Source organism: Spirillospora sp. NPDC047279, from assembly GCF_040643285.1.
Taxonomy (GTDB): domain Bacteria; phylum Actinomycetota; class Actinomycetes; order Streptosporangiales; family Streptosporangiaceae; genus Spirillospora.
In genome coordinates, this window is sequence record NZ_JBEYUA010000012.1 from 164,086 (window position 1) to 190,217 (window position 26,132).

Here is a 26,132-nt window from a genome sequence, read left to right on the forward strand (position 1 = left end):
GTGAACCGGCACCGGGTGAACCGGCACCGGGTGAACTGAGATCCGGATGGGCTGCGGGCCGCCCCCGGCCGCCCGCAGCCCGCCCGTGCGGGGGCCGGGGAGGCCCTTTAGGGAAGGGCCAGCATCTGGTCGAGGGCGACCCGGGCGTAGTGTGCGGTCTCCTCGTCGACCTGGATCCGGTTGACGACCTCGCCGCGGGCCAGGGACTCCAGCGACCAGACCAGGTGCGGCAGGTCGATCCGGTTCATGGTCGAGCAGAAGCAGACCGCCTTGTCCAGGAACATGATGTTCTTGTCGGGGTGCGCGTTCGCCAGCCGCTTGACCAGGTTGAGCTCGGTGCCGATGGCCCAGGCCGACCCGGCCGGGGCGGCCTCGACGGTCCGGATGATGTACTCCGTCGAGCCGACCTGGTCGGCGTCCAGCACGACCTCGTGCCGGCACTCGGGGTGGACCAGCACGTTCACGCCGGGAACGCGGGCCCGCACGTCGTCCACCGACTGCTTGCTGAAGCGGCCGTGCACCGAGCAGTGGCCGCGCCAGAGCAACATCCTGGCGTCCCGCATCTGCTGCCGGGAGAGCCCGCCGTCGCGCCGGTGCGGGTTGTAGACGACGCAGTCGTCCAGCGAGAAGCCCATCTCCAGGACGCCGGTGTTGCGCCCCAGGTGCTGGTCGGGCAGGAACAGCACCTTCGAGCCCCTGGAGTAGGCCCAGTCCAGCGCGCGCCTGGCGTTGGACGAGGTGCAGACGACCCCGCCGTGGCGGCCGACGAACGCCTTGATGTCGGCCGAGGAGTTCATGTACGTGACGGGGACCACATCGTCGGCGATCCCGGCGTCCTCCAGGGCGTCCCAGCACTCCTCGACCTGGTCGAACGTGGCCATGTCGGCCATCGAGCAGCCGGCCGCCAGGTCGGGCAGCACGACCTGCTGGTGCGGGGCGGTGAGGATGTCGGCCGACTCGGCCATGAAGTGCACGCCGCAGAACACGACGTACGGCGCGTCCGGCCGGGCCGCGGCCTGCTGGGCCAGCTTGAACGAGTCGCCCGTGACGTCGGCGAACTGGATGACCTCGTCACGCTGGTAGTGGTGGCCCAGGACGAACACCTGGTCGCCGAGCGCGGCCTTGGCGGCCCGCGCCCGTTCCACCAGGGCGGGGTCGGAGGCGGCCGGAAGGTCGCCCGGACAGTCCACGCCGCGTTCGCTGGCGGGGTCGGCGCCGGCGCCGAGGAAGAGCAGTGGTAGATCGCGCACTGGGGTGGTCACTGGCGTTCTCCCTCCCCGAGATGGGGGGCTTATCGTCGCTTTGACGACTAATAATCGCACACATAGCGGACAAGTGGCCCTTCGGGGGTCGCCGGTGTGACGGAGAACGCAGTCCCGGGGCGCGTGATCGGGCTCCCGGGTGAAACACTGGGAATAAGCGGAATGGAGAGAAGCCGAGGTACGTTGTCCTGTGGAAGAGGCCGGAAACGTCCTCGTCGGCAAGGCATGGACATGCGACATGCGACATGATCGCCGTGGAAGCGCGGCGTAGCGACACCCGGGAGCTGAACACATGACGGTTTCAGGCGAGACGAGCACGCAGGAGACCACGCAGCAGGGCGTCGTCATCACCGACGCCGCCGCCGAGAAGGCCAAGGGCCTGCTCGAGCAGGAGGGCCGCGACGACCTTGCGCTGCGTGTCGCCGTGCAGCCGGGTGGCTGCTCGGGCCTGATCTACCAGCTCTTCTTCGACGAACGTGAGATGGACGGCGACCAGGTCCAGGACTTCGACGGCCTGTCGGTGCGGGTCGACCGGATGAGCGCCCCGTACCTCACGGGCGCCACGATCGACTTCGTGGACTCGATCGAGAAGCAGGGCTTCACGATCGACAACCCGAACGCGTCGGGCTCCTGCGCCTGCGGCGACTCGTTCAACTAGGGACGAGACCGGCCGCGCCCCCGCGGCCGAGCCGCGCACGAGCGTGATTCGAGCGGCCCGGACGAGCATCATCGTCCGGGCCGCTTCCGTATGCCCGCGGCCGCGGGAGGACAGGGGCTGTCCAGTGGCTGGGACATGTGCTGCGATGGCAGGGAGGGCAAGTAGGCTGTGCCCTTTGTCGGCACGCCGCCGACGCTGGCCAGCGTTCCCAGCTGGGTTGTAGAGAAGCCGGACGAATAGCCGGACGACACCACGAGGAGAGCGACCCGCCGTGCGCATCGCCGTGACTGGCTCCATCGCGACCGACCACCTGATGACCTTCCCGGGCAGGTTCACCGACAGCCTGCGCCCCGACCAGCTCGACACGGTCTCGCTGTCGTTCCTGGTGGACCAGCTCGACATCCGGCGGGGCGGCGTCGCCCCCAACATCTGCTTCGCCATGGGCTGCCTGGGCAAGGAGTCGATCCTGGTCGGCGCGGTCGGCGACGACTTCGCCGACTACCGTTCCTGGCTGGAGCGGCACCGCGTCGACACCGCCTCGGTGCACGTCTCCGAGCTGCACCACACCGCCCGGTTCCTGTGCACCACCGACCAGGACCAGAACCAGATCGCCACGTTCTACGCCGGCGCGATGAGCGAGGCCCGGTCCATCGAGCTCCAGCCGGTCGCCGACCGGGTCGGCGGGCTCGACCTCGTGCTCATCAGCCCGAACGACCCCGAGGCCATGCTCCGGCACACCGACGAGTGCCGCACCCGGGGCATCCCGTTCGCCGCCGACCCGTCCCAGCAGCTCGCCCGGATGAACGGCGACGAGATCCGGCAGCTCATCGACGGCGCCGCGTACCTGTTCACCAACGAGTACGAGAAGGCGCTGACCGAGGAGAAGACCGGCTGGACCGGCGACGAGATCCTCGACCGCACCGGCGTCCGCCTCACCACGCTCGGCGCCAAGGGCGTCATCATCGACCGCAAGGGCGAGGAGGGCCTGCACGTGCCCGCCGCCCCGGTCGACAAGGTGGTCGACCCGACCGGCGGCGGCGACGCGTTCCGCGCCGGGTTCCTGACCGCGATCGCCTGGGGCCTGTCCCTGGAGCGCGCGGCCCAGGTCGGCAACCTCATCGCCGCGCACGTCCTCGAGGTCGCCGGGCCGCAGGAGTACCACCTGTCCGGCTCCCGTTTCCTGGCCCGCTTCACCGAGGCCTACGGCGACGAGGCCGCCGCTGAGATCAAGCCCCACCTCAAGGCCCCCAACGCCTGATTTCGAAAGCCGCGCTGCGTTCGTTGGCTTCGCGGCCTCGGTGGCCGCGCCTGGGGGCGCGGCCACCGAACCGCGAAGCCCGCGAGCGCGACATCGCTTCGCGATCTCTCGTGGAGCTTCGCCTCCGGCCGGCTTCACGACCCGTCAGCGCGCTCGACGTGGCACGGCCCCGGCCCCGAGCCCGGCGGCTCGGGGGCCGGGGCCGTGCCACCGGGCCGTGAAAGCTCAGAGGCCGTGAAAGCTAGTAAGTCCTGCGGATGTGGAAGCCCCAGCCGCCTTGGGGGAGGGTCTCCTCGCGCACGAAGTCCTGCGACTTCATGCGGCACCAGGCGGGGACGTCGGTGCGGGCGGCCACGTCGTCGGCGAGCACCGCGATGACCTCGCCGATCGGCACCTCGCGCAGCCGTTCGGCCAGCATGATGATCGGGATCGGGCACTTGCGGCCCAGCGCGTCGATGACCAGCACGGGCGGCGGCCCGGCCGGCTCGGTCACGGCCTGGGGAGGGGCGGCGCCGTCGGCACCGTCCCGCGAGCCGCTCCTGGAACGGCCTCGGAACTTCATCGGCGCACCCGCCTCCCTCTCGTCGGGGTGGTGTGGGAGATGGTCGTGGGGCTCAGGGCGATCATGTGGTCGTCACTCCGGCGGTCCGGCGGAGCCGGGTGACGGCCTCGGGGAGAACGGCGAGGAAACGATCGACATCGGTCGAATTCGTCCCACGCGGCAGCGATACCCGGACGTTGCCATGGGTAATCACTCCCATCGCCTCGAGGACGTGACTCGGACGCAGCGTATCCGCCGTACACGAACTTCCCGACGAAACCGCGAATCCCAGTCTGTCGAGTTCGGTGAGAAGGGCCTCACCCTCCACGTAGAGGCACGAGAAGGTGACCAGATGCGGGAGCCTCCCGACCGGGTCGCCGACCACCTGGACGTCGGTGATGGTGCGCGGCACACGTTCCCGGATCCGGTCGACGAGCGCCGACAGGCGGGGACCGTCGGCCGCCATCTCGCCCCGGTAGGCCTCCAGCGCCGCCGCGGCGGCGACCGCGCCCGGCACGTTCTCGAACCCGGGCACCCGGCGGCCCTCACGCTCGTCGTCGGGCAGCGGCGACCGCCAGCGGGTGTTCTTGCGGATGACCAGCACCCCGACGCCCGCCGGCCCGCCCCACTTGTGGGCGCTGGCCGCCAGCAGCGACCACCCCTCCGGAACGTCGGCCCGCCCCGCCGACTGCGCGGCGTCCACGAACAACGGCACCCGCGCGGCCCGGCAGGCCTCGGCGGCCTCCGCGACCGGCTGCACCGTGCCGACCTCGTGGTTGGCCGACTGCAGGCAGGCCAGCGCCGTGTCGGGACGGATCGCCGCCCGGAACGCGGCCGTGTCGACGCGGCCGTCCCGGTCGACCGGCACCATCGTCACCTTGCCGCCGTCACGTTCGTGCAGCGCCGCGGCGTGCAGGACGCTGGAGTGCTCGACCGCGCTCACCACCAGATGGCGGCCGACGCGGCGGCGCGCCTGGAGCGAGCCGAGCACGGCCAGGTGAACGGCCTGGGTGCCGGAGGAGGCGAAGGACACCTCGTCGGGCCGTACCCCCAGTACCTTGGCGACACGCGCACGCGCCTGGTCGAGCATCATCCGGGTCGTGCGCGCCACGCCGTACAGGCGCGCGGGGTCCGCCCAGCCGGCCTCCAGGGCCTTCAGCAGAGCCTCCCGCCCCGCCGGGTGCAGGGGCTCACTGGACGCGGCGTCGAAGTAGGCGAGGTTAGCCACGCCAGAACCCTAACCGGGCACCCAACAGAGGGTGTGGGTGACCCGCGCGCTAATGTGTCCCCCAAAACGTGTGACAACTGATCTCACTGCCCGGGAGTTCCCTGGGCTCTCATCCGTGGGGAAGGCATTCCGTGAGTCCGACCCGCTCTAGGGAGCGGCGCACGCCTGTGCGCGGTCGCCGTGCATTGAGGAGCGCCGCCGCGCTGGGGCTGCTGGCGATGACCGCCACCGCCTGTAGCGGTGAGGTGGCCCGCCTGGGCATGCCCGAGCCGATCAGTGACCAGGCCGAGCGCATGCTGAAGCTCTGGCAGGGCTCCTGGATCGCGGCGTTCGCCGTGGGAGTCGTCGTCTGGGGACTGATCATCTGGGCGGTCCTGTTCCACCGCAAGCGCTCCGATGACCTGCCGCCGCAGGTGCGTTACAACATGCCGATCGAGATCCTCTATACGGCGGTCCCGTTCGTCATCATCGCGGTGCTCTTCTACTTCACCGCGCGCGACCAGAACTACGTCGAGAAGCTGAGCGACGACCCGCCCGTGGTCGTCGACGTCACCGGCTTCCAGTGGAGCTGGCAGTTCGACTACAAGGAGAAGGTCGGCGGCAAGGAGCAGACCGTCGCCTCCGTGGTCGGCGTCCCGGTCGCGCCCAACGCCCCCTCGGGGGCCAAGCCGGTCATGACGATCCCGTCCGGCCAGAAGGTCCGCGTGCGGCTGCACGCCAACGACGTCATCCACTCGTTCTGGGTGCCGGCGCTCCTTTACAAGAAGGACGTCATGCCGGGCTACACCAACGAGTTCGAGTTCACGGCGCGCAAGGAAGGCCTCTACGAGGGCCGCTGCGCCGAGCTCTGCGGCGTGGACCACAGCCGGATGCTCTTCCAGCTCAAGGTCGTGTCTCCCGCGGAGTACGCCAAGTTCATCGCCGATTCCAAGGCCAAGGCAGCGGGGGGTGCCCAGTGACGACGGTGAGTCACGCGCCGAGCGCGCCGATCGCCGCGTCGCGGACGACCAAGGGGCGGCTCATCGCCAACTGGATGTCGTCCACCGACCACAAGGTGATCGGCTATCTGTACCTGATCACGTCGTTCGTGATGTTCATGATCGGCGGCGTGATGGCGCTGCTCATGCGGGCCGAGCTGTACAAGCCGGGCCTGCAGATGGTGAGCAACGAGCAGTTCAACCAGCTGTTCACCATGCACGGCACGATCATGCTGCTGATGTTCGCGACGCCGCTGTTCGCCGGCTTCGCCAACGTCATCATGCCGCTGCAGATCGGCGCGCCCGACGTGGCGTTCCCGCGCATGAACATGCTGGCCTACTGGCTGTTCCTGTTCGGCTCGCTGATCGTGCTGGCCGGCTTCCTCACGCCGGGCGGCGCCGCCAGCTTCGGCTGGTTCGCCTACGCGCCGCTGTCGGACGCGGTGCGCTCGCCGGGCATCGGCGGCGACATGTGGGTCATGGGCCTGGCGATGTCGGGCTTCGGCACCATCATGGGCGCGGTCAACTTCATCACCACGATCCTGTGCATGCGGGCCCCGGGCATGACGATGTTCCGGATGCCGATCTTCACCTGGAACATCCTGCTGACCTCGATCCTGGTCCTGCTGGCGTTCCCGGTCCTGGCCGCCGCGCTGCTGGCGCTGGAGGCCGACCGCAAGCTCGGCGCGCACGTCTTCGACGCGGCCCACGGCGGCGCGTTGCTCTGGCAGCACCTCTTCTGGTTCTTCGGGCATCCGGAGGTCTACATCATCGCCTTGCCGTTCTTCGGCATCGTGACGGAGATCCTCCCGGTGTTCAGCCGCAAGCCGGTGTTCGGTTACATCGGCCTGGTGTTCGCGACGATCACCATCGCGGGCCTGTCCATCACGGTGTGGGCGCACCACATGTTCGTGACCGGCCAGGTGCTCCTGCCGTTCTTCTCGTTCATGACGTTCCTGATCGCGGTGCCCACGGGGGTGAAGTTCTTCAACTGGGTCGGGACCATCTGGCGAGGACAACTGACGTTCGAGTCACCGATGCTCTGGTCGCTGGGCTTCCTGGTGACGTTCCTGTTCGGCGGCCTGACCGGCGTCATCCTGGCCTCGCCGCCGATGGACTTCCAGCTGTCGGACTCCTACTTCGTGGTGGCGCACTTCCACTACGTGGTCTTCGGCACGGTCGTGTTCGCGATGTTCGCCGGCTTCTACTTCTGGTGGCCCAAGTTCACCGGCAAGATGCTGAACGACACGCTCGGCAAGGTGCACTTCTGGATGCTCTTCATCGGCTTCCACGGCACCTTCCTGATCCAGCACTGGCTGGGCGCCGCGGGCATGCCGCGCCGGTACGCCGACTACGCCGGCGAGTTCACCGGGATGAACCAGATCTCGACCGCGTTCTCGTTCCTGCTCGGCATCTCGCTGCTGCCCTTCTTCTACAACGTCTACATCACGGCGAAGAAGGGCAAGAAGGTCGACGTCGACGACCCGTGGGGCTACGGCCAGTCGCTCGAGTGGGCGACGTCCTGCCCGCCGCCGCGGCACAACTTCAACTCGATCCCGAAGATCCGCTCCGAGCGGCCCGCGTTCGACCTGCACCACCCGCACGTGGGCGCCAAGGCCGAGCTCGCCGGTCACGGCACCGGATCGAAGGAGTAGCCGATGCGCGTTCAGGCGTTCATGTTCTACGGGTGTGCGCTGTTCTTCCTCGTCACCGACGTCGTCTACTGGCTGTGGTCCAAGGACTGGACCGGCACCACGGCGATGGCCCTGGCCGTCGGCCTGGCCGGCCTGATCGGGTTCTACATCCACTTCACGATCCGGCGGCTGGAGAACGCCAACGGCGGTCCCCTCTACGAGGACGACCCCGAGGGCGACATCGCCGACGCGGCGGGCGAGCTGGGCTTCTTCAGCCCGCACAGCTGGTGGCCGCTGTTCCTGGCGCTGTCGGCCGCGATGGTCACGCTCGGCGTGGTCTTCGGCTGGTGGCTGGTGATCCTCGGCGCCGCGGCGACCATCATGACCACGATCGGTCTGGTCTTCGAGTACTACCGGGGGCACTTCTCCCACTGATCGGCAAAGATTCGCCCTGCAGGCCGGTGTTCGCGATTAGGCGGGCACCGGCCTGTTCATAATGGTCGACGTCCGTCTCATCACGTTACGGACACACTGAAGTTCACACAGTGACGACCGGGGGGTTGACGGTGCAGGTCGGCGTCGTCTCAGGACAGGCGGGGCGCGGACGACGTGCCACCGCCGCGGTGATCGGACTGGCGATGGCGGCCGGCGTGACCGGCTGCTCGGACAGCGGCCTCACCGATGGCAAGGAGGCCGTCAAGCTCGCGCTGTCGCCGGGCGACGGCACGGGCCAGCTCCGGCCCGACAGCACGATCGGGGTGCAGGCGCAGAACGGGACGATCGAGAACGTCACCGTCAGCACCAAGGGCGAGGACGTCGAGGGCAGCCTCAGCGCCGACAAGAAGACCTGGCGTTCGAGGTGGACGCTCGACCCGTCCACCAAGTACAAGGTCACCGTCACGGCGCTCGGCCTGGACGGCAAGACCCAGACCGTGACCAGCAAGTTCGCCACCGCCAAGGTGAAGCGGTCGCTGGAGACCACGGTCGACGCGCCGTCGCCGAAGGAGACCGTCGGGGTCGGGATGCCGATCATCCTGAGCTTCGACAAGGAGGTCTCCGACCGGGCCGCCGTCGAGCGGGCCCTCGAGGTGCGTTCGTCCAAGCCGGTGGAGGGCACCTGGCACTGGTTCAACGACCAGCGGGTGGTGTTCCGGACCAAGAAGTACTGGCCGCGCCACACCAACGTGAGCCTGCGCGCCCACCTCAGCGGGGTGCGCTTCGCCAACGGGGTGTACGGCACCGACAACCAGCGGATCGACTTCCGCGTCGGTGACGAGCACATCATCAAGGCCAGCGAGAACTCGCACCAGATGCAGGTCCGCGTCAACGGCAAGAAGAGGCGCGACATCCCGGTCAGCATGGGCATGGGCGGCGCCTACAAGTACATCACCACCAACGGCGACCACCTGACCATGGAGAAGGCCAGCCCGGTCATCATGGACTCCTCCACGGTCGGCTGCGGCCCGGGCTGCGCCGGCTACTACCGCCAGACGGTCTACTCGGCCGTGCGCATCTCCGACAGCGGCGAGTACGTGCACAGCGCCCCGTGGTCGGTCGGCTCGCAGGGCAACAGCAACGTCAGCCACGGCTGCGTCAACGTGAGCCCGAGCAACGCCCGGTGGTTCTACGACCTGGTCTACCGCGGCGACCCGGTGAGGATCACCGGTACCGCGCGGGAGCTGGAGCCGGAGAACGGCTGGGGCTTCTGGCAGCTCGACTACGACGACTGGGTGAAGGGCAGCGCGCTGAAGCAGTCGCTGATGGTCGGCCCGCAGGGCAGCAGCCCCGTGCAGGCGGCCGCGGCGGCTCCCACCGCTCCGAAGGCGCCCGCCAAGACCGGCGGCCCGGTGCCCGACGGCGGCCCGTCGACCTCGCCCAGCCCCGGCGGCAACCGCCCGCAGGCAGGCTGATCACCGCGAACGCCGGAAGGGCGGTCACCGCACGGCGCGGTGGCCGCCCTTCCGCGTTCCGGAGTCAGCGGCGGGTGAGGGGGCGCGGCTCGGGAACGCCGTGCATGCGCGCCCAGTCGCGGGCCATCGCGATGCGGTCGGGCCCCGACGGATGGGTGAGCCACAGGACGTACTCCAGGACGTCCGGGCCGAGGTCGGAGATGTTGCGAACCGACAGCTCGTGCTGCATCGTCACGAACGTCTCCGGGTCCCGGGTCAGGTCCAGGGCGTGCGCGTCGGCGCGGGCCTCGATCCTGCGGCTGACCAGGTTCTGCACGGGGGCGCTCAGCTGGGTGGACACCGTGATGAGCGCCAGCAGCAGCGCCACCGACCGCGGGTCGGCCAGGCCTTCTCCCGCCGCCGCGCGGCGGCGCAGGGCCGGGGAGGTCAGCGCGAGCTGGAGCAGGCACACCGCCCCGGCGACGCCCAGCGCGCCCACCAGCGTCCCGTACAGAACGTCCCTGCTCTTGGCGTGCCCCAGCTCGTGCGCCACGATCGACTCGATGCGCTTGGGCGGGGTCGACTTGAGCAGCGTGTCGTACACGACGATGCGCCGGGTGGAGCCGAAGCCCGAGACGTAGGCGTTGAGCGCGGTCGTGCGCCGCGAGGCGTCGGCGACGAGCACGTCCTCGACCGGCACCCCGTCGCGTTCGGCCATCGCCAGCAGGTCGGTGCGCAGCTGCCCCGCCGGCAGCGAGCGGAACGTGTTGAAGACCGGCTCGACGACGATGGGGTAGATGAACGAGACGCCGATGACCAGGGCGAACGCACCCGCGGCGGCGCCCGTCCACCAGTAGCGCGGGAAACGCCGCAGCAGCGCGAAGAGTAGGACCAGCACGAGCGACCAGATCACCCAGGTGACGCCGAGCGACTTGGCCTGGTCGACCAGCCACGACCCCCAGGTCTGGGTCGACAGCCCGTACCGGCGCAGGATCGACTCGCCCCAGATGTCGAACGGCAGCCCCGCGACCCGTACCACCGTGGTCAGCAGCAGGGCCGCCGCGATCACCCGCAGCGGGCGGCGAGGCACCCGCGCGGTGGCCCAGCCGATCAGCCGCGAGCCCAGCGGCGTCAGGCCCAGGATCAGGACGACCGCCAGCCCGGTCACCAGGCCCGCGTAGGCGGGAGGCGTGAGCGCGTCGTCGAACGCCCGGGACCGCGCGATCTCCGCGGCCGTGAAGTCCAGCGCCGGATCGGGCGCCACCGAGCCACCAGGGACCTTCCCCGGCAGCGGCTCCCACGGCGTGGTCAACCCCAAGATCACCCCGACCGCCCCGAACAACACCCCGGCGCTGACAGCAGCAGCCACCCGAGCCCGCCGCATCCCCGCCACCCCACCCAACACCCCGCCGCCCCCACCCGACGCCTCACCCCTCCCACCGGACGTCTCACCGGCCTCGCCCGACCTGTCGCCGGTCTCAACATGACGATCAGCGACCTCAGCGGCATGGTCCACCGCCTCGGCCGGGTGTTCCCCTGCCGCAACCGGTGGTTCTTCAGGTTCGGTGGCGTGGTCTGCGGCCTGGGTTGGTGTCTCGGCGGGCTCGGTGGGGCGGTCCACGGCCTCGGTCGGTCGTTCTTCAGGCTCGGCGACGCGATCAGTCGGCGTGGCCGGTGACTCGGCGCGCTCGGCCGGTGGTTCTTCAGGCTTGGCGGCGTGGTTGACCGCCTTGGTCGGGTGTTCCCCTGCCGCAACCGGTGGTTCTTCAGGTTCGGTGGCGTGGTCTGCGGCTTGGGCTGGTGTCTCGGCGGGCTCGGTGGGGCGGTCCATGGCCTTGGTCGGTTGGTCTTCAGGTTCGGCGACGCGGTCTGTCGGCGTGGCCGGTGACTCGGTGCGCTCGGCCGGTGGTTCTTCAGGCTTGGCGGCGTGGTCTGCGGCGTGGTCTGCGGGCTGGGCTGCGGGCTCAGCCGGTGACTTCTCCGGCTGAGGCTGGGCGGGGTGGGTCAACGCAGCTCCTCGTGCAGGTAGTCGCGCCACATGGCGGTGAACCGGGGCGGGGTGACGCCCAGCACCTCGCGCAGGGCGGCCTCCTCGCCGCCGCGCGCGGCGGCCCGGTAGAGCCGTACGAGCGCCGGTTCACCGTACCGGTCGGCGATCATGCGGCAGGCGAGCCACGCCTCCTGGTAGGCCTGGGAGAGCCGCGGGGCGGTGCCGGAGAAGGCGTCCGCGGCGGGCAGGCGGGCGGGCGTCCGGCCGCCGGTGACCTCGCGGCGCAGCTCGCGGGCGGCCGACCGTACGCTCACCTTGGCCTTGCGGTAGCCGACGTAGTCGGCGAAGCCCTCGATGAGCCAGACGGGCGTCCGGCCGTCCTGGGCTCCGCCGGTGGCGACATGGGTCACCTCGTGGGTGAGCACGACGCTCTTGCCGAGGTCGTTCAGCCGCCCGAACGTGCCGGGCGAGACGATCACGCGGTCCTCGCCACGGCCGCCGCCGGCCGCGGGGGCCACCGCGGCCAGGGCGGCGATCTCCTTGAGCTCCCGGTCGTCGCCGGCCAGCGCCGACGCCTGGGCCGGGTCGGAGGGGACGAGCACGACCGCGCGCCGGGCCCAGCCGGTGCCGACCACGCCGGTGACGACCGGCACGGCCGCGTCCAGCCGCCGCGCGATCTCGTCGAGACCGCGGGCGTCGCCGATGACCAGGCCGCCGCGCCCGCGCCGGACGGTCAGCGGCCCGCCGTCCCACATCTCCACGTCGTCGCGCAGGCCGCGGGCGGCGGCGTCGCCGACGATCACCCAGGTGCCGGACCGTCGCGCGAACGTGAGGTAGCGGGTGCGCGCGACCTCGCCGCGGTCGAACCCGTGCAGCCGGTACCGCAGGCTCACCCGGACCGCGGGGGCGCCGGACGCGGTCGCGGGCTCGATCGCCTCGAAGCGTTCGCGCCACGAGCCGAGCGGCAGCCTGGCCAGGTTGTCGTAGACCGCCGCCTGGGCCTCCTGGTACGCGGCGGGCGCCGAGGCGACCGTGGCGAGGAACCGGACCCGATCATGCTCCCGCACGGCCGCCGCGCGGTTGGCCAGGACGGCCTCGACCGCGCCGGCGTCCGGCGGCTCCGACGGCGTGGCGGCCGCGGCGGTCGCCGGAGGCGGGTCGTCACCGCCCGCGCCGGCCAGGGCGGCACCGGCGGCGGCGACGCAGGCGGCGGTGCCGAGGCCGATCAACGCGACGGCCCGGCGGCGTGACACGCCACCGGGCTCATCGGGTCTCTCGTCCGGCCTCTCGACGGGCCGCTCCTGTTCCATGCGGCGATCCTATTGACCGGGCCGGGATGCCCGCGCCCAGGTCACGCCGGGGTCACTTCGCGTAGTCGGGGTAGCCGTAGCCGACGATCTGGCCGGCCGGCCGTTCGCGGATCTTGACGGCGTTCGAGGTGTTGCCCTCGACGGTCTGCACGGTGCCGTCGCCGTTGTCCTTGACCACCATGCCGACGTGCACGATGTCGTCGATGTCCTTGGAACCGCCCCAGTCGAAGAAGACGATGGCCCCGGGCCTGGGCTCGGTGCCCCAGCGGTCCTGCTCCTCGAACCACTTGGCGTGCTCGACCGTCCAGGCGTCGCTGCCCATGCCGTGGCCGAACCCGAGCTCCTCGCCGATCCAGGACACGAACATGTCGCACCACTGGGCGTCGCTGTAGCCCTCCAGGTCGCCGCCGTCGCGTTCGAGCGTCTCCTTGGCGCGGTCGGTGCCCATGTACCACTCGTTGAACTTGGTCTCGCCGTTCTCGTCCTCGGAGATGCCCACCTGGGACTTGGCGAGCTTGATCGCGTCGTCGGCGGTCGGCTTCTTCGGCTCGGTCTTCACCGGCGCCTTGGACGCTCCGGCGGCGGACGGCGCGGTGCTCGCCCGGCCCGCGTCGCCGGAGAGCTTCTCGGGTACGTCGTGGGACTTCTTCTTGGGGGCGCCCGGCTGGACGGCCGCGGCGGCGGCCGGGGCTTTGGCGGCGGCCGACCCGGCGGGCGCGGCGCCGACCGCGGCCTGCGCGGTGACGGTCGCCGTCCCGATGACGGCGGCGCCCGCGACGAGGCCGCCGGTGGTACGCAGGGTGATCTTGAGTGGGCTGGGCTTGCGGTGCTTGCCTGGCACGAGGGGATCTCCTTGGCTTCCATGCCGCCTACCGGGTTAGCTGACGGGTTCGGGCGTGGAAGCTGCCCTACGGCCTGCGCGCAGGCCGATTCACCCCAAGGGACTGCTCAGCCGGGCCCCTGGTCGGGGCGGAGGCATGGTGGGTCCCCGGCTCCGCGCGTGCGCGGACTCGGCGGTGGCCGTCCGAAACGGCCGTTCAAGATTTCTGAGGGGATCGGGCGCGGCCGTTCACGGGGGGAGGGAACGGCCGCGCCCGGTGAGGGAGGGATGTGGCTCGGTAGAAGACGTGGCTCAGTAGGGACGGACCGCGCCGGAGAAGGTCTTCTTGCGGTAGCTGTCGAGCTTGACGACCTTCACGTGGCTGCGGCTGTTGGGGGCGTGGATCATCCAGATCTTGTTGCCCTTGCGCTTGGACACGATGCCCACGTGGCCCTTGCCGTTGAAGAAGACCAGATCGCCGGGGGCGAGCTTCTTCCAGGACACCTTGTTCTTGACCGCGCGGTACTGGGCGGTGGTGACGCGGGGCAGCTTGACCCCGGCCTTGCGGTACGACCACTGCACGAGACCGGAGCAGTCGAAGGCGTGAGGACCGGCCGCGCCGTAGCGGTACGGCTTGCCCTTCTTCTTGAACGCGTACTTCAGGGCCTTCTGGGCGAGCTTCTGGCGCTCGGCCCAGGTCTTGTGCTTGGCCTGCTTGACGACCTTGGCCACCGGAACGGCCTTGGTGGCCGCCTCGGCGGAGGGGGCGGGTCCCGTCGCGAGAAGGGGGGTGGCCACCGCGGTGGCGACCACGAGACCGCCGAAGCGGACGCGACGGGACATGACAGCGTTGCTGGACAGGGGAGTCTCCTTCTTCCAGACGCCTACCGGGTTAGCTGACGGGTTCGGGCGTGGAAGTTGCCCTACGGTGCGCCCGGTTCGAGGGGATCGAAGGAGGGCGCGCCGATTCACCCCGTTCGGGGCCCGTCGAAGAGGGACGGGCCGCGAGAGTGGGTCCCCGGCTCCGCGCGATGGCGGACTCGGCGCTGCCGCGGCGATCCTGGGGCGCGATGGGGCCCGTGCGCGGGACCCTGTGTCCCGCGTGCGAAAGCGCGGCGCTGATGTTGTGTGATGGGGCGGCCCCAAGACAGGGGAACCGCCGTCGGCCCGGACTCGATGGAAAGCCGTCGTGACGCGCTCGTTCGGCGCCATGCACGCCTGAGCGTGCGCACGGTACGGCTGAGCCGGCCGGTCGGGTGCGGCGCGTGGAGGGCGTCGCACCGGCCTCGGCACCTGGACGGTGTCGAGCGGGGGGACGCGACGCCTGGTGAGCGCCGCGGGTCGCCACAAAGTATCAAAGGGTCAACCGAAAGCAAATCGGTCGCAAAGTAAAGAACGGACCAGGTCAGACCTGGTCCGTTCTCTGGTGCGCCCGGGCTAGGGGCGCGAAGTGTCGAGCGTCACGGCCGTCCGGCGCCGTAGTAGTTCGACAGGTAGTAGCCGGAGGTGATGCTGACGACCTGGACGCTCTTGCCGGTGCTCGGCGAGTGGATCATCTGGCCGTTGCCCACGTACAGGCCGACGTGGCCCAGGCTGCGGAAGAAGACCAGGTCGCCGGGCTGCAGGTCGCTCTTGGCGACGCGCTTGGTGGCGGCCCACTGCGAGTTGGTCGTCCGGGTGATGCTGACCCCGGCGGCCTCCCAGGCCCGCATGGTCAGGCCGGAGCAGTCGTAGCGGGGGCCGGTGCCGCCGTACTGGTACGGCGTGCCGAGCTTGCTGTAGGCGAAGTCGAGCGCCGTGCGGGCCGAGCCGCTGGCGGGGCCGTTGTAGGTGCCGCCGATGGCGCCGCCGCCGGACTTCTGGGTCTTGATGCCGAACTTGGCGAGCGCCCGCTTTTGGGCCGCGATCGACTTCTCGACCTTGGCCTTCTGGTCCTTGAGCTCCTTGGCCTTGCCCGCGGCGTCGTCGTAGGCGCGCTGGGCCTGGGCCTTCTCCCGCTGCACCCGCTGTGCGGCGGTCAGGAACTGGGTCACCTCGGAGTTGCGGTTGCGGGACAGGTGCGTGAAGACCGCCGACTGGTCGAGAACGGCCTGCGGGTCATCGCTGCCGATGAAGCCCGCGACGTCGCCGGTCTCGCCGTTCTTGTAGGCGGTGGCGGCCATCTGAGCGATCTTGCCGCGGAGGGTCTCGAACGCGAGTTCCTCGTCCTTGGCGGCACGCTGCTTGGCCTGGAGCTTCTTCTTGGCGATCTTGAGATCCTCGCCGACCTGGTTGTACTTCTCGACCAGATCCTCAACCTGCTCGTTGAGCTTGTTGAGCTTCTTCTGGACCTGGGCCGCGGTGGGCTTGGGCTCAGCGTGCGCCGACGCCATGGGCAACACCATGGTGGTCGTCGCGGCGAGGCAGGCTGTCGCCATCAGCCGCCGGGAGCTGCGATCACTGGCCACGGTCGGATATGCCCCTCTCGTCCGCCTATATCAGCGGCTGACATTAGCGAGGGGGCACACCAGTCACAACCGAATCGTCAGTATTCATCAAGCTCGCCCAGCTTTTACCCCATTCCGTGACGATCAGATCACGATCCGCGTCCCGAACTCACGGTGTGCGCTCGCCGGTCACGATGCGCGCTCGCCCGGGGTCAGCCGCAGCGGCGGGACCATGTCGAGATCGGCCAGCACCTGCAGGGCCCGCCGTTCGCCCACGTCGAGATCGACCACACCCTCCGTCGGCGCCGCCAGCAGGGTGGTCACCACACAGTCGCCGCATCCGGTGCCGCGCACCTGGCACCCCTCGCACTCGATCAGCATGCCGTCCTCCTCACACTCGGGGTCTGACACATCGGGTCGTGCACATCGGGTCGTGCTGCCTTCGTGACGGACAGTACGACCCAGGTGTGACAGAACGACGTGCTCCCTGGTCAGAGCCCAGAAACCGCATGGTCAGCGCCGGCGGCGGGCGAACTCGGGCAGCCGCGCAAGACGGTCAAGACCAGCGCGAGCAGACCAGGGCGAGCAGACCAGGGCGAGCAGGCCAGCGCGAGCAGACCAGGGCGAGCAGACCAGGGCGAGGAGGGCGGCGTGAGGAGGGCGGCGCCAGGAGGGCGGCGCGAGGAGGGCGGCGTGAGGAGGGCGGCGTGAGGAAGGCGGCGCCAGGAGGGCGGCGCGAGGAAGGGAGCGCGAGGAGGGCGGAGCCAGGAAGGCGGCGGGAGCGGGGTCAGGAGGAGCGGGAGAGGCGGCGGAGGAGGAGGGCGGACACCGCGGGGCGGGCGCCGGAGCGGCGGGCGGCGTCGGCGACCTCGCGGTCGGAGGAGACGACCACCACGGCCCGGCCGGTGGGCTCGACGCGGACCAGCTCGCCGATCAGCTCGTCGGCGGTCTGGCCCGGCTGGCTGAACATCACCCGGACGCCGCGCGGCGCGGCGATCAGGACCGGGGCGTCCAGGTCGGCCCCGTCGAACACGCAGGTGACCTCGGCGCGGGTCTGCGCGGCCAGGCCGCCGAGCCCGGACAGCAGCCGGCTGCGCTGGTCGGCCAGCGGCAGCTCGCCGTAGCCGGTCTTGGTGACGTTGTAGCCGTCGATGATCAGGTGCACCTGCGGCAGCGTGAGCAGGCGGTCGAGCAGCTGGGGGTCGTCGTCGGAGAGGGCGCGGCCGGGCAGGTTGCGGTGCGCCAGCTTGTCGGGCTCGGCCCCGGCGACCGCGTCCGCGGGCCGGTCGATCGTGGTGGGGAGGGCCAGCTCGCGCCGGACGCCCTGCGCGGCGTCCACCAGCGTGTCGAGCAACATCCGCAGGCGGATGTCCTCGACGTTGCGGCCCTCGCGGGCGGCCCGGCGGGCATGCTCGGCGGTGGCCTCGGCCTGGGCGGTGCGGGCGCGCAGCTTGCGCACCTCCTTCTCGGCGGCGGCGGTGGTGTCGCGCGCCGTCGCCAGCTCGCGCTCGGTGCGGGCCTCCACGGCGCCGGCGCGGTCTTCGGCGGCCTTGGCCCTGGACCGCGCCTCGTGCAGCTTGCGGCGCAGCTCGGCGACCTCGGCCTTGCTGTCGCGCAGCTCGCCGCGGAGCTTGTCGAGCTCGGCCGAACGGGCGGAGCGGGCGGCCGACAGCTCGTCCCGCAGCGCGGCGATCTTGCGTTCGGCCGCCTCGCTCTCGGAGATGCTCGCGGAGCGTTCCAGCTCGGCGCGGGCGGCGGCGACCAGGGCCGTCCAGCCGGCCGGGCGCAGCAGGTAGCCGACGACGGCGACCCGGACCGGATCGGCGGCGGGCGGCACCTGGCCGTCCTCGACCACGCCGGCCAGCTCGGGCTCGGACTCGCGCAGATGCTCGGCGACCCGGCCGCGGAACCCGGAGTCCTTCTCCAGCAGGGCGGCGATGTGCTGCCCGGCGAGCTTGGCGCGCTTGCGGCGCTCGAACTGGGCGAAGCGGCGCAGGGGCAGCGGGACCTCGGTGGCGGGCAGGGACCCGATCAGATCGGCGGCGACCTCCACCACGCCTTGGCGCACCGCCTCGGGCAGGGAGCCGGGCAGGCGTTCCTCGCCGTCCGCTCCGGGGCCGCTGTCGATGATCCTGCTCCTCCCAGGCCTGGTGCACCGCCGTGCGCTGAGTATTTCCGCGCGCCGGGCGCCTTAACCAGCACGAACACACGGAAAAACGGCACGAGTACGCGGAAACCGGCGGCCTGCTCGGCGCCGGTACGGGTCGCCCCCGGCCCGTGATTCAACCCTAGCGCTCCGTGAACTGTCAGTGGCCACCTCTACGGTCGCGGTCATGACCCACCCGGCCCGCCCCGCCAGCCGCGACCGATCCGCAGGAGGCCCGGGCGCCGAGGGCGTCCAGGGCACCCTGGACGATCTCGGCACCCCCCTCGCCGACGTCACGTTCGTGGTCGTCGACCTCGAGACGACCGGGGGCTCCCCGTCCGAGTCGGCGATCACCGAGATCGGTGCGGTCAAGGTACGCGGGGGAGTGGAGCTGGGCGACTTCGGCACCCTGGTCGACCCGGGCGGCGAGATCCCGCCGTTCATCACCGCGCTCACCGGCATCACCCAGCAGATGGTCTACGCCGCGCCCCGGATCGAGCGGGTGCTCCCGGCGTTCCTGGAGTTCGCCCGCGGCTGCGTGCTGGTCGCCCACAACGCCTCGTTCGACATCGGCTTCCTCAAGGTCGCCTGCGCCCGGCAGGGGTACGCGTGGCCCGCGTTCACCGTGATCGACACCGTCGACCTCGCCCGCCGGGTGCTGACCAAGGACGAGGTGCCCAACTGCAAGCTCGCCACGCTGGCCCGCTTCTTCCGGTCCGGCACCGAGCCGATCCACCGCGCCCTCGCCGACGCCCGCGCCACCGTCGACGTGCTGCACGGCCTGATCGAACGGCTCGGCTCGTTCAGCGTCACCTCGCTGGAGGAGCTCAAGTCGTTCGCCAAGGCGCCGACGCCCGAGCAGCGCCGCAAGCGCTACCTGGCCGACGACGTGCCCAACGCCCCCGGCGTCTACCTCTTCGAGGACGACCGCGGCGAGGTGCTCTACGTGGGCAAGAGCACCGACCTGCGCACGCGGGTCCGCAGCTACTTCACCGGCTCCGAGACGCGCCACCGGGTGCGCGAGATGGTCGGTCTCGCCGACAAGGTCCGGACGATCGTCTGTGCCACCGGGCTGGAGGCGGAGGTGCGCGAGCTGCGGCTGATCGCCCAGCACAAGCCCCGCTACAACCGCCGCTCCAAGTTCCCCGAACGCGCCATGTGGCTCAAGCTGACCGTCGAGCCGTTCCCCCGGTTGTCGATCGTCCGCGAGTGCAAGGACGACGGCGCGGTCTACCTGGGCCCGCTGGCGTCCAAACGGCAGGCCGAGGAGGCGCAGGCCGCGCTGCACGAGGCCGTGCCCCTCCGGCAGTGCACCCAGCGGCTCACGCCCCGCCTGATCGAACGCGGCGGCGCGCGCAGCTGCCTGCTGGGCGAGATCGGCCGGTGCGGGGCGCCGTGTGAGGGCCGGGAGCCCGCCGAGGCCTACGAGCTGCACGCCGCGTCGGCCCGTTCGATCATGAAGGGGGACGTGCGGCCCGTGGTCGCGGCCGCTCAGGTGCGCATCGACCGCCTCACCGTCGGGCTGCGCTATGAGGAGGCCGCGGCCCAGCGCGACCGGCTGGCCGCGTTCGTGCGGGCTGCTGCGCGGGGCCAGCGCCTCACGGCCCTGGCCCGCCTCACCCAGCTCGTGGCCGCCCGCCCGGCGTTCGACGGGGGCTGGGAGCTGGCCGTGGTCCGGCACGGCAGGCTCGCCGCCGCTGGAACGATCCCGCCGCGCGCCCACCCGCGGCCCTACCTCGACGCGCTCGTCGCGACCGCCGAGACGGTGTTCCCCGGCCCGGGCCCGTCCGGCAGCGCCACCGCCGAGGAGATGGAGTGCGTGCTGCGCTGGCTCGACTCGCCCGGCGCCCGGCTGGCCGAGGTCGACGGCGAGTGGAGCTGCCCCGCCCACGGAGCCGAGAGCGTACGGCGATGGATCGACAACGCCTACGTCGAAACGGAGCCGCGAGACCGCGGGGCCGGACGCCCACTAAGGTGAGCAGACCGGAAATACCAGGGCAAGCCGAGAGGATGGGCGAGGGTGGCGCTGCCTCTCTATGACAGCCAGCCCGCACGGCGCGTGCCCTGGGTGACCTATCTCCTGGTCGCGGCCAACGTGATCGTCTTCCTGATCACCCCGATGGCCAACTTCGCCACCTGGTACGGCGAGGGCGACACCCGCCGCTGCAACGCGGTCGAGTTCACCCTCGAGCACGGCGCGATCCCCAAGGAGCTCACCACGGGTGAGCAGCAGCCCGTCCCGCCGTCCATCGCCCGCCGATGCGGCCAGGCCGAGTTCGACAAGACCCCGTGGCTCTCGGCGTTCTCGTCGATGTTCCTGCACTCGGGCGCCCTGCACCTGCTCGGCAACCTGGTGGCGCTCTTCGTGATCGGCATGGGCGTCGAAGACCGCCTCGGCCGGTTGCGCTACCTGTTCAGCTACCTGTTCTTCGGGCTGGTCGCCGTCTACGGGTTCGCCTACACCTCGCCCGACTCGACCGTGCCCCTCATCGGCGCGTCCGGCGCGATCGCCGGGGTCCTGGGCGCCTACCTGATCCTCAACCCGCGCGGCCGCGTGGTCAGCTTCGTGCCCCCGATCATCGTGATCAGGCTGCCCGTGTGGGTGGTCCTGGGCTACTGGTTCGTCCTCCAGTGGCTGTCCCTGGGCGACGAGGAGAGCAACGTGGCGTACGTCGCGCACATCTACGGCTTCGTGGCCGGGGTGCTCTTCGCCGTCCTGGCCCGGCGGGCCGGCCCCGCCCGGCGTATCGCGGCGCTGTCCAGGGGATAGGCTCGGGCCAGTCGCTCGAAGGGGAGTAGTGCCGTGCATACCGCGATCGTGCTGGTCAAGACCGAAGTCGCGCGCATCCGCGAGGTGGCCGAGACGATCGCCGCCCTCGACGGTGTCAGCGAGGTCTACTCGATCACCGGCAAGTACGACCTGATCGCGATGGTCCGCGTGCACCGCCACGAGGAGTTCAACGACGTGATCCCGGGCCGTCTCAACAAGATCCCCGGCATCCGTGAGACCGAGACCCACATCGCCTTCGAGACCTACTCCAAGCACGACCTCGACGCCGCCTTCTCCCTGGGCCTCCCCGACTCCGACTGACGCGGGTCCCGAGCGACCTGTTTCAGGCGGTCGTCGTTGCCGCTGTCGACGCCTGCTGTCGACGCCCGCGGTGAGGGCGCGGTGAGGGCGCGGATCAGCGGGTTGTGGTCGTCGGTGCGCCAGGCGAAGGCCCACCGGCAAGGCGGGGCGTCGCGCACCGGAACCTCAGACCAGGTTGGATCTGGGGTAGAACCGCGTGGTCTCGGCCGCGGTGGCGATGACGGCCCGCCCGGCGGTGATCGCCTTGAGTTCGTCGTCCCAGTTGGTGACGAGAAAGGCGGCGGGTGGCGGGGATTGTTTCTCGCTGCGAGTCAAGGCTTCTACGCTTAGCTCATTAGCCCTTCGGGACATTAGCCTTTCGGGATAGCGGGTTCGGTCACCCCTTTGGCCCAGCTGTCCGCCCGGGTGCGGCGTCAGTGAGCCTTCTGTTCAAGCTCGGCGGCGACAAGAAGGTGGCGGGCGTTTGGGCCTTGATGGCTCGCTGCGGGTCGGCACATTCTTCGGCTAGATCATTAGCCCCTTCGGGGGCGGCGGCTATGGCCACCCCGTTGGCTCATTCGCCTTGCCCGTGTGCGGGTGAGCGCGGTCTGCTGTTCAAACTTGGCATCGACAAGAAAGTAGGCGGCCGGTCGTGCTTTCCTGCCATTGTGCGGGTGTTGCTGATCGCTGATGTTCGAACTTCTGGGCCGCGCGAAGCGCGGGTTGTCGGCGCAACCTTAGGCGGCAGCGCCGCCTCCGCCTCATCGCATCCTCGGGTTTCTGGGACCCCGGTCAATGTGACAGCAACGCTTGGAGAGGCGGAGGCTTGTGCGCGGTGGATCAGTTCGGCTCCGCTCAGCCGTCCACCAGCGGCAACCCGGTTGAGACTCTGACTCACCCGTGCCGGGTCGCGCACCGACTGTTGGACGATCAACCATCCAAAGGTGTCGCCCGCCGCGGCCTGGTCAACCACCGGAAAGGTGCCGCCGCCGCGGCCTGGTCAACCACCCAACGGTGCCGCCCGCCGCGACCTATTTGCGCCCGAAGAATTGATGGCCACCTGCGGCCAATCGAAATGTCCGTAATCAGATAATTGCAATCCGTCACCGTCGATATAATCAAGACATGCGTTCGATCGTCGCGGATCTAGAGACCGCTTCCACTGCAGAATTGGTGGAAGCGGTAGCCGCGATCGCCACCCAACTCACTCAGAGGCCCGCACCCGACTCCGGTGCCGCCTGCATGGAGCTGGCCGAAGGTTTGGCGCGTGCGTTCGACCAGGGTGAATCCGCATTGGCCGCGATGATCGCAGTAGTGGACCGCACCGGTGAAATGAAAAACTGGGGGCTGCCGTCCACCCAGGCGTGGCTGCGCTGCCGTCTGGGGATGCGGGAAGGCCGCGCCAAGGAGCGCATCACTCTGGCCCGGCAGTTGCCGCGTCTGGAGCGGGTGAGTAAGGACCTGGGCAGCGGTGACCTGTCGCTCGGTTATGCGGCTACGGTCGCCGACGCCGTGCAGCGGTTGAACGATGAGGACTGCGCGGCGGCCGAGGACATTCTGTTGAACGCCGCCAGCGACGGGCTGTCGGCGGGCAAGGTCGCCCGGTTGGGCCGCAAGATCCACGATCTGGTGGCCGAGCAGAACGGCACCGAGAAAGTCCCCGAAGACGTCAAGCGCGGCTATGAACGGTCGTGGCTGACGTTGAGCCGGTCGCTGGATGGTGGGTCGTATGTGAACGGGTGGCTCAATCCCGAAGACACCGCGATCCTGGACGGCACCCTCGGCCACCTGGCCAAACCAGCCGGCAGCGACGACCGGCGTGACTTGGGCGAGCGGACGGCAGCCGCGTTGACCACCGTGCTGTCACAGGGCCACAAAGACACCCGGGTCACCGTCATCGCCAACCTCGAAACGCTGATGGGCGAGGACGCGCCCGGTTGGTTGCGTGACGGCACCCCCATCCCGGCCGAGCAGGTGCGGCGCCTGGCGCTCACCGCCGGAATCTCACCCCTGCTCCTGGGGCCGGGGAACGTGCCGCTCTACCTGGGCCACACCACCCGCATCGCCAGCCCAGGCCAACGCCGCGTCCTGGAAACCCAATACGACACCTGCGCCGTCCACGGCTGCGAAGTCCCCGGCTTCCTCTGCGAAGTCGACCATGTTGACGGATGGGCACTGGGAAACAGCCCCACCGACATCAACAAACTCGCCCTGTGCTGCGGCTGGCACAACCGCTGGAAGCACACCCACCCGGCACAGATGAAGATCACCAAAGACCGGCACGGGCGGTACGTCTACCGGGCGCTGCCACCCGACGGGATCACACGCTCCAGACGGGGCAGATGGCCCACCGGACGATCACCCGACCCAGGTGACAGCGGCAACCCGTGGGACGACCACCACCTCGCAGCCTGACTTATCCCACCCCCGCAACCAGCCCACGGTCCGGCGACCACCACATCACCGGGCCTACAGGCGCGCCTACGACCACCTGCCCCTTCCAGCGCCGCCGCAAGGGATCACGCTGACACCAGCGGCCACCACCTCCCCGTTCAACAGATACAACCCACCACACCCACTCAAGTGACTCCCGGCGAACAGCAGCCAGCCTCCCGGCCTGAACCCCCAACTACCGTCACGCCCACCCCCACCTAGTAGGGCCTGTTTCAAGGCGGTCACAGCCACTCGTTGATCGCTACAACCAGGAGCGTGGCCTCGTAACGTGCTGCCAGCTTGTCGTACCCGGTCGCCATGGCCCGGTGGCGCTTGAACCGGGTGATGCCGCACTCGACGGCGTGGCGGCTGCGGTAGTCGTCGCGGTCGAACAGTGGTGGACGGCCACCGCGGCTGCCGCGCGGCTGCCGCGCCGCAGCCGGTGCCCGGTCTGGTCGGCCGGCTCGCGGATGGTGCAGGCAATACCCCGCCGCCGCAGATGCGCGCGGATCGCGCGAGAGGAATATGCCTTGTCGGCCCGCACCCGGTCCGGCCGGGTGCGGGGACGGCCGCCGCCCGGACGCGCGACGCGGATGCCGGCCATCACCACCTCGAACTGGGGTACATCACCGCGCTGTCCGGCGGTGATGACCAGCGACAACGGTTCGGGCCCTGCTCCCAGGCCAGGTGCAGCTTGGTCGACAACCCACCCCTCGACCACCCCCAGAGCATGATCATCTGGTTCGCGGACTACGCCGCCGGGTGACTCTTCTGCAGATCCCCTTTTGCGGGCACCGGCCGCATGCTGATGCGCCCGCATGATGTGGAGTCCACGTTCGCCTCCCCGGTGATCAGCCCCTCGACATCAGCTCGGGTCTGCAACTCGGCCAGGATCTGCGCCCAGGTCCCATCCCGCTGCCAACGGCGGAACAACCCGTACACCGTCTCCCACTTGCCTGTCATACCGCTCAGGCACGTCCCGCCACGGTGCACCGGTCCGAGTCCGCCACCGGATCCCATCAACGAGCTGCCGCTTGGACCACGTCGGAGGCCGTTCCGGCTTGTTGCCCATCGGCAGCAGCGGCCCCAGCACCGCCCACTGCGCGGCGGTCAGATCACCACTACTCATCCCAAGATCATCCCAGAAGCAGATCACTCTGATGATCCACTTCCGAAACAGGCGCTAACCCCGCACCCTTCGCCTGCCGCCACCAGGTCCGAACCCCAGCACCGCCCCAGCCGACAGCCGGACGACCACATCGGCCAGAGGGGCAACCGCCCCCCGCTCAACCCTCGCCTCCAACGGACCTGATCTGACCGCCGCGCCTGCACCGGCACATCCCGTGCGAAGCGCGGCAATGCGCTTCAGTGTGAACGCCAGCTACCCAAAAGCCTTCACCTAACAGGGCATGCCCGCTGTCCACTCCCCTTTGTTCGTTGCTGCCAAGTTCGAGCCCCAGGGCCGGCCTTGCCCGCAGCCGGACGGCTACGCCGGCCAAAGGGGCGACCGGCCCCGCCTAACCCCCACCCGAGCCAACCTGAAGTGACCGCCGCCCCTGCACCGGACGCACACCCCGCGCGGAGGGCAGCATCGCTTGTCAGCGTGAACGCCAGCTACCGGGGACCTTCAACTAACGGCCATACTCGCCGTCCGCTCACTCCGTTCGGTCGCCGCCAAGCTCGAGCCCCAGCACCGCCCCAGCCGACAGCCGGACGACCACACCGGCCAGAGGGGCAACCGCCCCGCTCAACCCTCGCCCCCCAGCGGACCTGATCTGACCGCCGCGCCCGCACCGACACACTCCCCGTGCGAAGCGCGGCAATGCCCTTCAGCTTGAACGCTAGCCACCCGAAAGCCTTCACCTAAGCCGCCATCCCCGCTATCCGCTCCCTTCGTTCGTCGTTGCCAAGTTCGAGCCTCAGCGCCGCCCCAGCCGCAGACGGACGACTACACCGGCCAAAGGGGCGACCGCTCCCACTCAGCCCTCGCGCTCAGCGGACCTGATCTGATCGCGGCACCCGCACCGGCACATCCCGTGCGAAGCGCGGCTAAGCCCTTCGGCGTGAACGTCAGCCACCGGAGACCTTCAGTTGACCGGCTATGCCCGGCCGTTCACTCATTTCGTTCGTCGCCGCCAAGCTCGAACTCCAGCACCGCCCCTGCCCGCAGTCGGATGACTACACCGGCTAAAGGGGCGACCGATTGCGCTCAACCCCCGCCTCCAACGGACCTGATCTGACCGCCGTACCCGCACCGACACGTCCCCCGGGGGAAGCGCGGCCATGCCTTCAGCTTGAACGCCAGCCACCCGGAGACCTTCAGCCGATCGGCGATACCTGGCCGTCCACCCGCTTCGTTCGTCGCCGCCAAGCTCGAACCCCAGCACCGCCCCAGCCGCAGACCGACGACCACACCAACCAGGGGGACGACCGCTTCCACTCGACTCTCACCTCCAACGGCGCCCGAGGGGAGAGGCTGGCCCTGAAAAC

General features: G+C 70.1%; 21 protein-coding genes, 1 pseudogene and 2 riboswitches. Of the genes and pseudogenes, 10 read left to right on the plus strand and 12 right to left on the minus strand.

Going from position 1 to position 26,132, the window contains the following annotated elements; translation table 11 throughout:
- Positions 1-107 precede the first annotated feature (107 nt).
- Entirely contained in the window at positions 108-1,262 is a 1,155-nt protein-coding gene (gene nadA, locus ABZ810_RS29335; protein WP_358408823.1) for a quinolinate synthase NadA, read from the minus strand.
- Between the two features lie 292 nt (positions 1,263-1,554).
- On the opposite strand from nadA, the gene ABZ810_RS29340 reads away from it, so the two are divergent.
- On the plus strand, positions 1,555-1,920 hold the full coding sequence (locus ABZ810_RS29340; RefSeq protein ID WP_358408825.1) for an iron-sulfur cluster assembly accessory protein: 366 nt from the start codon (positions 1,555-1,557) through the stop codon (positions 1,918-1,920).
- A gap of 271 nt (positions 1,921-2,191) precedes the next feature.
- Positions 2,192-3,178: a carbohydrate kinase family protein gene (locus ABZ810_RS29345; RefSeq protein ID WP_358408827.1), complete on the plus strand. Its 987-nt coding sequence runs from the start codon at positions 2,192-2,194 to the stop codon at positions 3,176-3,178.
- A 241-nt stretch (positions 3,179-3,419) separates the two neighbouring features.
- On the opposite strand, the gene ABZ810_RS29350 is transcribed toward ABZ810_RS29345, so the two are convergent.
- Together ABZ810_RS29350 and ABZ810_RS29355 are read right to left on the minus strand one after the other, a co-directional pair.
- Positions 3,420-3,671 carry a sulfurtransferase TusA family protein gene (locus ABZ810_RS29350; RefSeq protein WP_358409085.1) on the minus strand — a complete coding sequence of 84 codons (252 nt, stop codon included), beginning with the start codon at positions 3,669-3,671 and terminating at the stop codon, positions 3,420-3,422.
- 130 nt (positions 3,672-3,801) lie between these two features.
- Positions 3,802-4,947: a cysteine desulfurase family protein gene (locus tag ABZ810_RS29355; RefSeq protein WP_358408830.1), complete on the minus strand. Its 1,146-nt coding sequence runs from the start codon at positions 4,945-4,947 to the stop codon at positions 3,802-3,804.
- 167 nt (positions 4,948-5,114) lie between these two features.
- Between ABZ810_RS29355 and coxB the strand changes: the two genes are divergently transcribed.
- The 4 genes from coxB to ABZ810_RS29375 all read left to right on the plus strand — a co-directional run bounded on the left by coxB (position 5,115) and on the right by ABZ810_RS29375 (position 9,468).
- Complete coding sequence (coxB, locus tag ABZ810_RS29360; RefSeq protein WP_358408833.1) at positions 5,115-5,906, plus strand: cytochrome c oxidase subunit II; 792 nt, start codon at positions 5,115-5,117, stop codon at positions 5,904-5,906.
- Between the two features lie 74 nt (positions 5,907-5,980).
- Positions 5,981-7,579: a cytochrome c oxidase subunit I gene (gene ctaD / locus ABZ810_RS29365; protein WP_358409086.1), complete on the plus strand. Its 1,599-nt coding sequence runs from the start codon at positions 5,981-5,983 to the stop codon at positions 7,577-7,579.
- Between the two features lie 3 nt (positions 7,580-7,582).
- Positions 7,583-7,993, plus strand: coding sequence for a cytochrome c oxidase subunit 4 (locus ABZ810_RS29370; protein WP_358408835.1), 411 nt, complete (start codon positions 7,583-7,585; stop codon positions 7,991-7,993).
- A gap of 131 nt (positions 7,994-8,124) precedes the next feature.
- The gene (locus ABZ810_RS29375) at positions 8,125-9,468 is read left to right on the plus strand and encodes an Ig-like domain-containing protein (protein ID WP_358409088.1); all 1,344 of its coding nucleotides are present in this window, start codon (positions 8,125-8,127) and stop codon (positions 9,466-9,468) included.
- Between the two features lie 64 nt (positions 9,469-9,532).
- Here the strand turns inward: ABZ810_RS29375 and ABZ810_RS29380 are convergent, their stop codons facing one another.
- From ABZ810_RS29380 to ABZ810_RS29410, 7 genes are all read right to left on the minus strand, one after another.
- Entirely contained in the window at positions 9,533-10,816 is a 1,284-nt protein-coding gene (locus ABZ810_RS29380; RefSeq protein ID WP_358408837.1) for a M48 family metallopeptidase, read from the minus strand.
- Positions 10,817-11,451: 635 nt separating this feature from the next.
- Positions 11,452-12,747 carry a hypothetical protein gene (locus tag ABZ810_RS29385; RefSeq protein ID WP_358408838.1) on the minus strand — a complete coding sequence of 432 codons (1,296 nt, stop codon included), beginning with the start codon at positions 12,745-12,747 and terminating at the stop codon, positions 11,452-11,454.
- Positions 12,748-12,799: 52 nt separating this feature from the next.
- Positions 12,800-13,588, minus strand: a complete 789-nt coding sequence (locus ABZ810_RS29390; protein WP_358408840.1) for a CHAP domain-containing protein — start codon at positions 13,586-13,588, stop codon at positions 12,800-12,802.
- 10 nt (positions 13,589-13,598) lie between these two features.
- Positions 13,599-13,773, minus strand: a riboswitch (cyclic di-AMP (ydaO/yuaA leader).
- Positions 13,774-13,879: 106 nt separating this feature from the next.
- Positions 13,880-14,410 (minus strand): C40 family peptidase, encoded by a 531-nt coding sequence (locus ABZ810_RS29395; protein ID WP_358408843.1) that lies wholly within the window; start codon positions 14,408-14,410, stop codon positions 13,880-13,882.
- A 23-nt stretch (positions 14,411-14,433) separates the two neighbouring features.
- A riboswitch (cyclic di-AMP (ydaO/yuaA leader) is annotated at positions 14,434-14,623 on the minus strand.
- Between the two features lie 404 nt (positions 14,624-15,027).
- The gene (locus ABZ810_RS29400) at positions 15,028-16,014 is read right to left on the minus strand and encodes an NlpC/P60 family protein (protein WP_358408844.1); all 987 of its coding nucleotides are present in this window, start codon (positions 16,012-16,014) and stop codon (positions 15,028-15,030) included.
- 168 nt (positions 16,015-16,182) lie between these two features.
- Positions 16,183-16,374: a hypothetical protein gene (locus ABZ810_RS29405; RefSeq protein ID WP_358408846.1), complete on the minus strand. Its 192-nt coding sequence runs from the start codon at positions 16,372-16,374 to the stop codon at positions 16,183-16,185.
- A gap of 406 nt (positions 16,375-16,780) precedes the next feature.
- Entirely contained in the window at positions 16,781-18,049 is a 1,269-nt protein-coding gene (locus ABZ810_RS29410; RefSeq protein WP_358408848.1) for an NYN domain-containing protein, read from the minus strand.
- A gap of 277 nt (positions 18,050-18,326) precedes the next feature.
- Here ABZ810_RS29410 and ABZ810_RS29415 point away from each other — a divergent pair, with 277 nt between their 5' ends.
- Genes ABZ810_RS29415 through ABZ810_RS29425 form a run of 3 tightly spaced genes read left to right on the plus strand, consistent with a single transcriptional unit; the run spans position 18,327 to position 21,230 of the window.
- A complete protein-coding gene (locus ABZ810_RS29415) occupies positions 18,327-20,117 on the plus strand; it encodes a DEDD exonuclease domain-containing protein (protein WP_358408850.1) in 1,791 nt (596 codons plus the stop codon).
- Between the two features lie 42 nt (positions 20,118-20,159).
- Positions 20,160-20,909, plus strand: coding sequence for a rhomboid family intramembrane serine protease (locus tag ABZ810_RS29420; RefSeq protein ID WP_358408853.1), 750 nt, complete (start codon positions 20,160-20,162; stop codon positions 20,907-20,909).
- Between the two features lie 33 nt (positions 20,910-20,942).
- Complete coding sequence (locus ABZ810_RS29425; RefSeq protein WP_358408856.1) at positions 20,943-21,230, plus strand: Lrp/AsnC ligand binding domain-containing protein; 288 nt, start codon at positions 20,943-20,945, stop codon at positions 21,228-21,230.
- Positions 21,231-21,395: 165 nt separating this feature from the next.
- Here ABZ810_RS29425 and ABZ810_RS29430 read toward each other — a convergent pair whose 3' ends face one another.
- A complete protein-coding gene (locus ABZ810_RS29430; RefSeq protein WP_358408858.1) occupies positions 21,396-21,545 on the minus strand; it encodes a hypothetical protein in 150 nt (49 codons plus the stop codon).
- A gap of 789 nt (positions 21,546-22,334) precedes the next feature.
- Here ABZ810_RS29430 and ABZ810_RS29435 point away from each other — a divergent pair.
- Positions 22,335-23,624: a DUF222 domain-containing protein gene (locus ABZ810_RS29435; protein WP_358408860.1), complete on the plus strand. Its 1,290-nt coding sequence runs from the start codon at positions 22,335-22,337 to the stop codon at positions 23,622-23,624.
- 260 nt (positions 23,625-23,884) lie between these two features.
- Here the strand turns inward: ABZ810_RS29435 and ABZ810_RS29440 are convergent.
- Positions 23,885-24,771 (minus strand): annotated as a pseudogene (locus tag ABZ810_RS29440) (IS5 family transposase).
- Between the last annotated feature and the right edge of the window lie 1,361 nt (positions 24,772-26,132).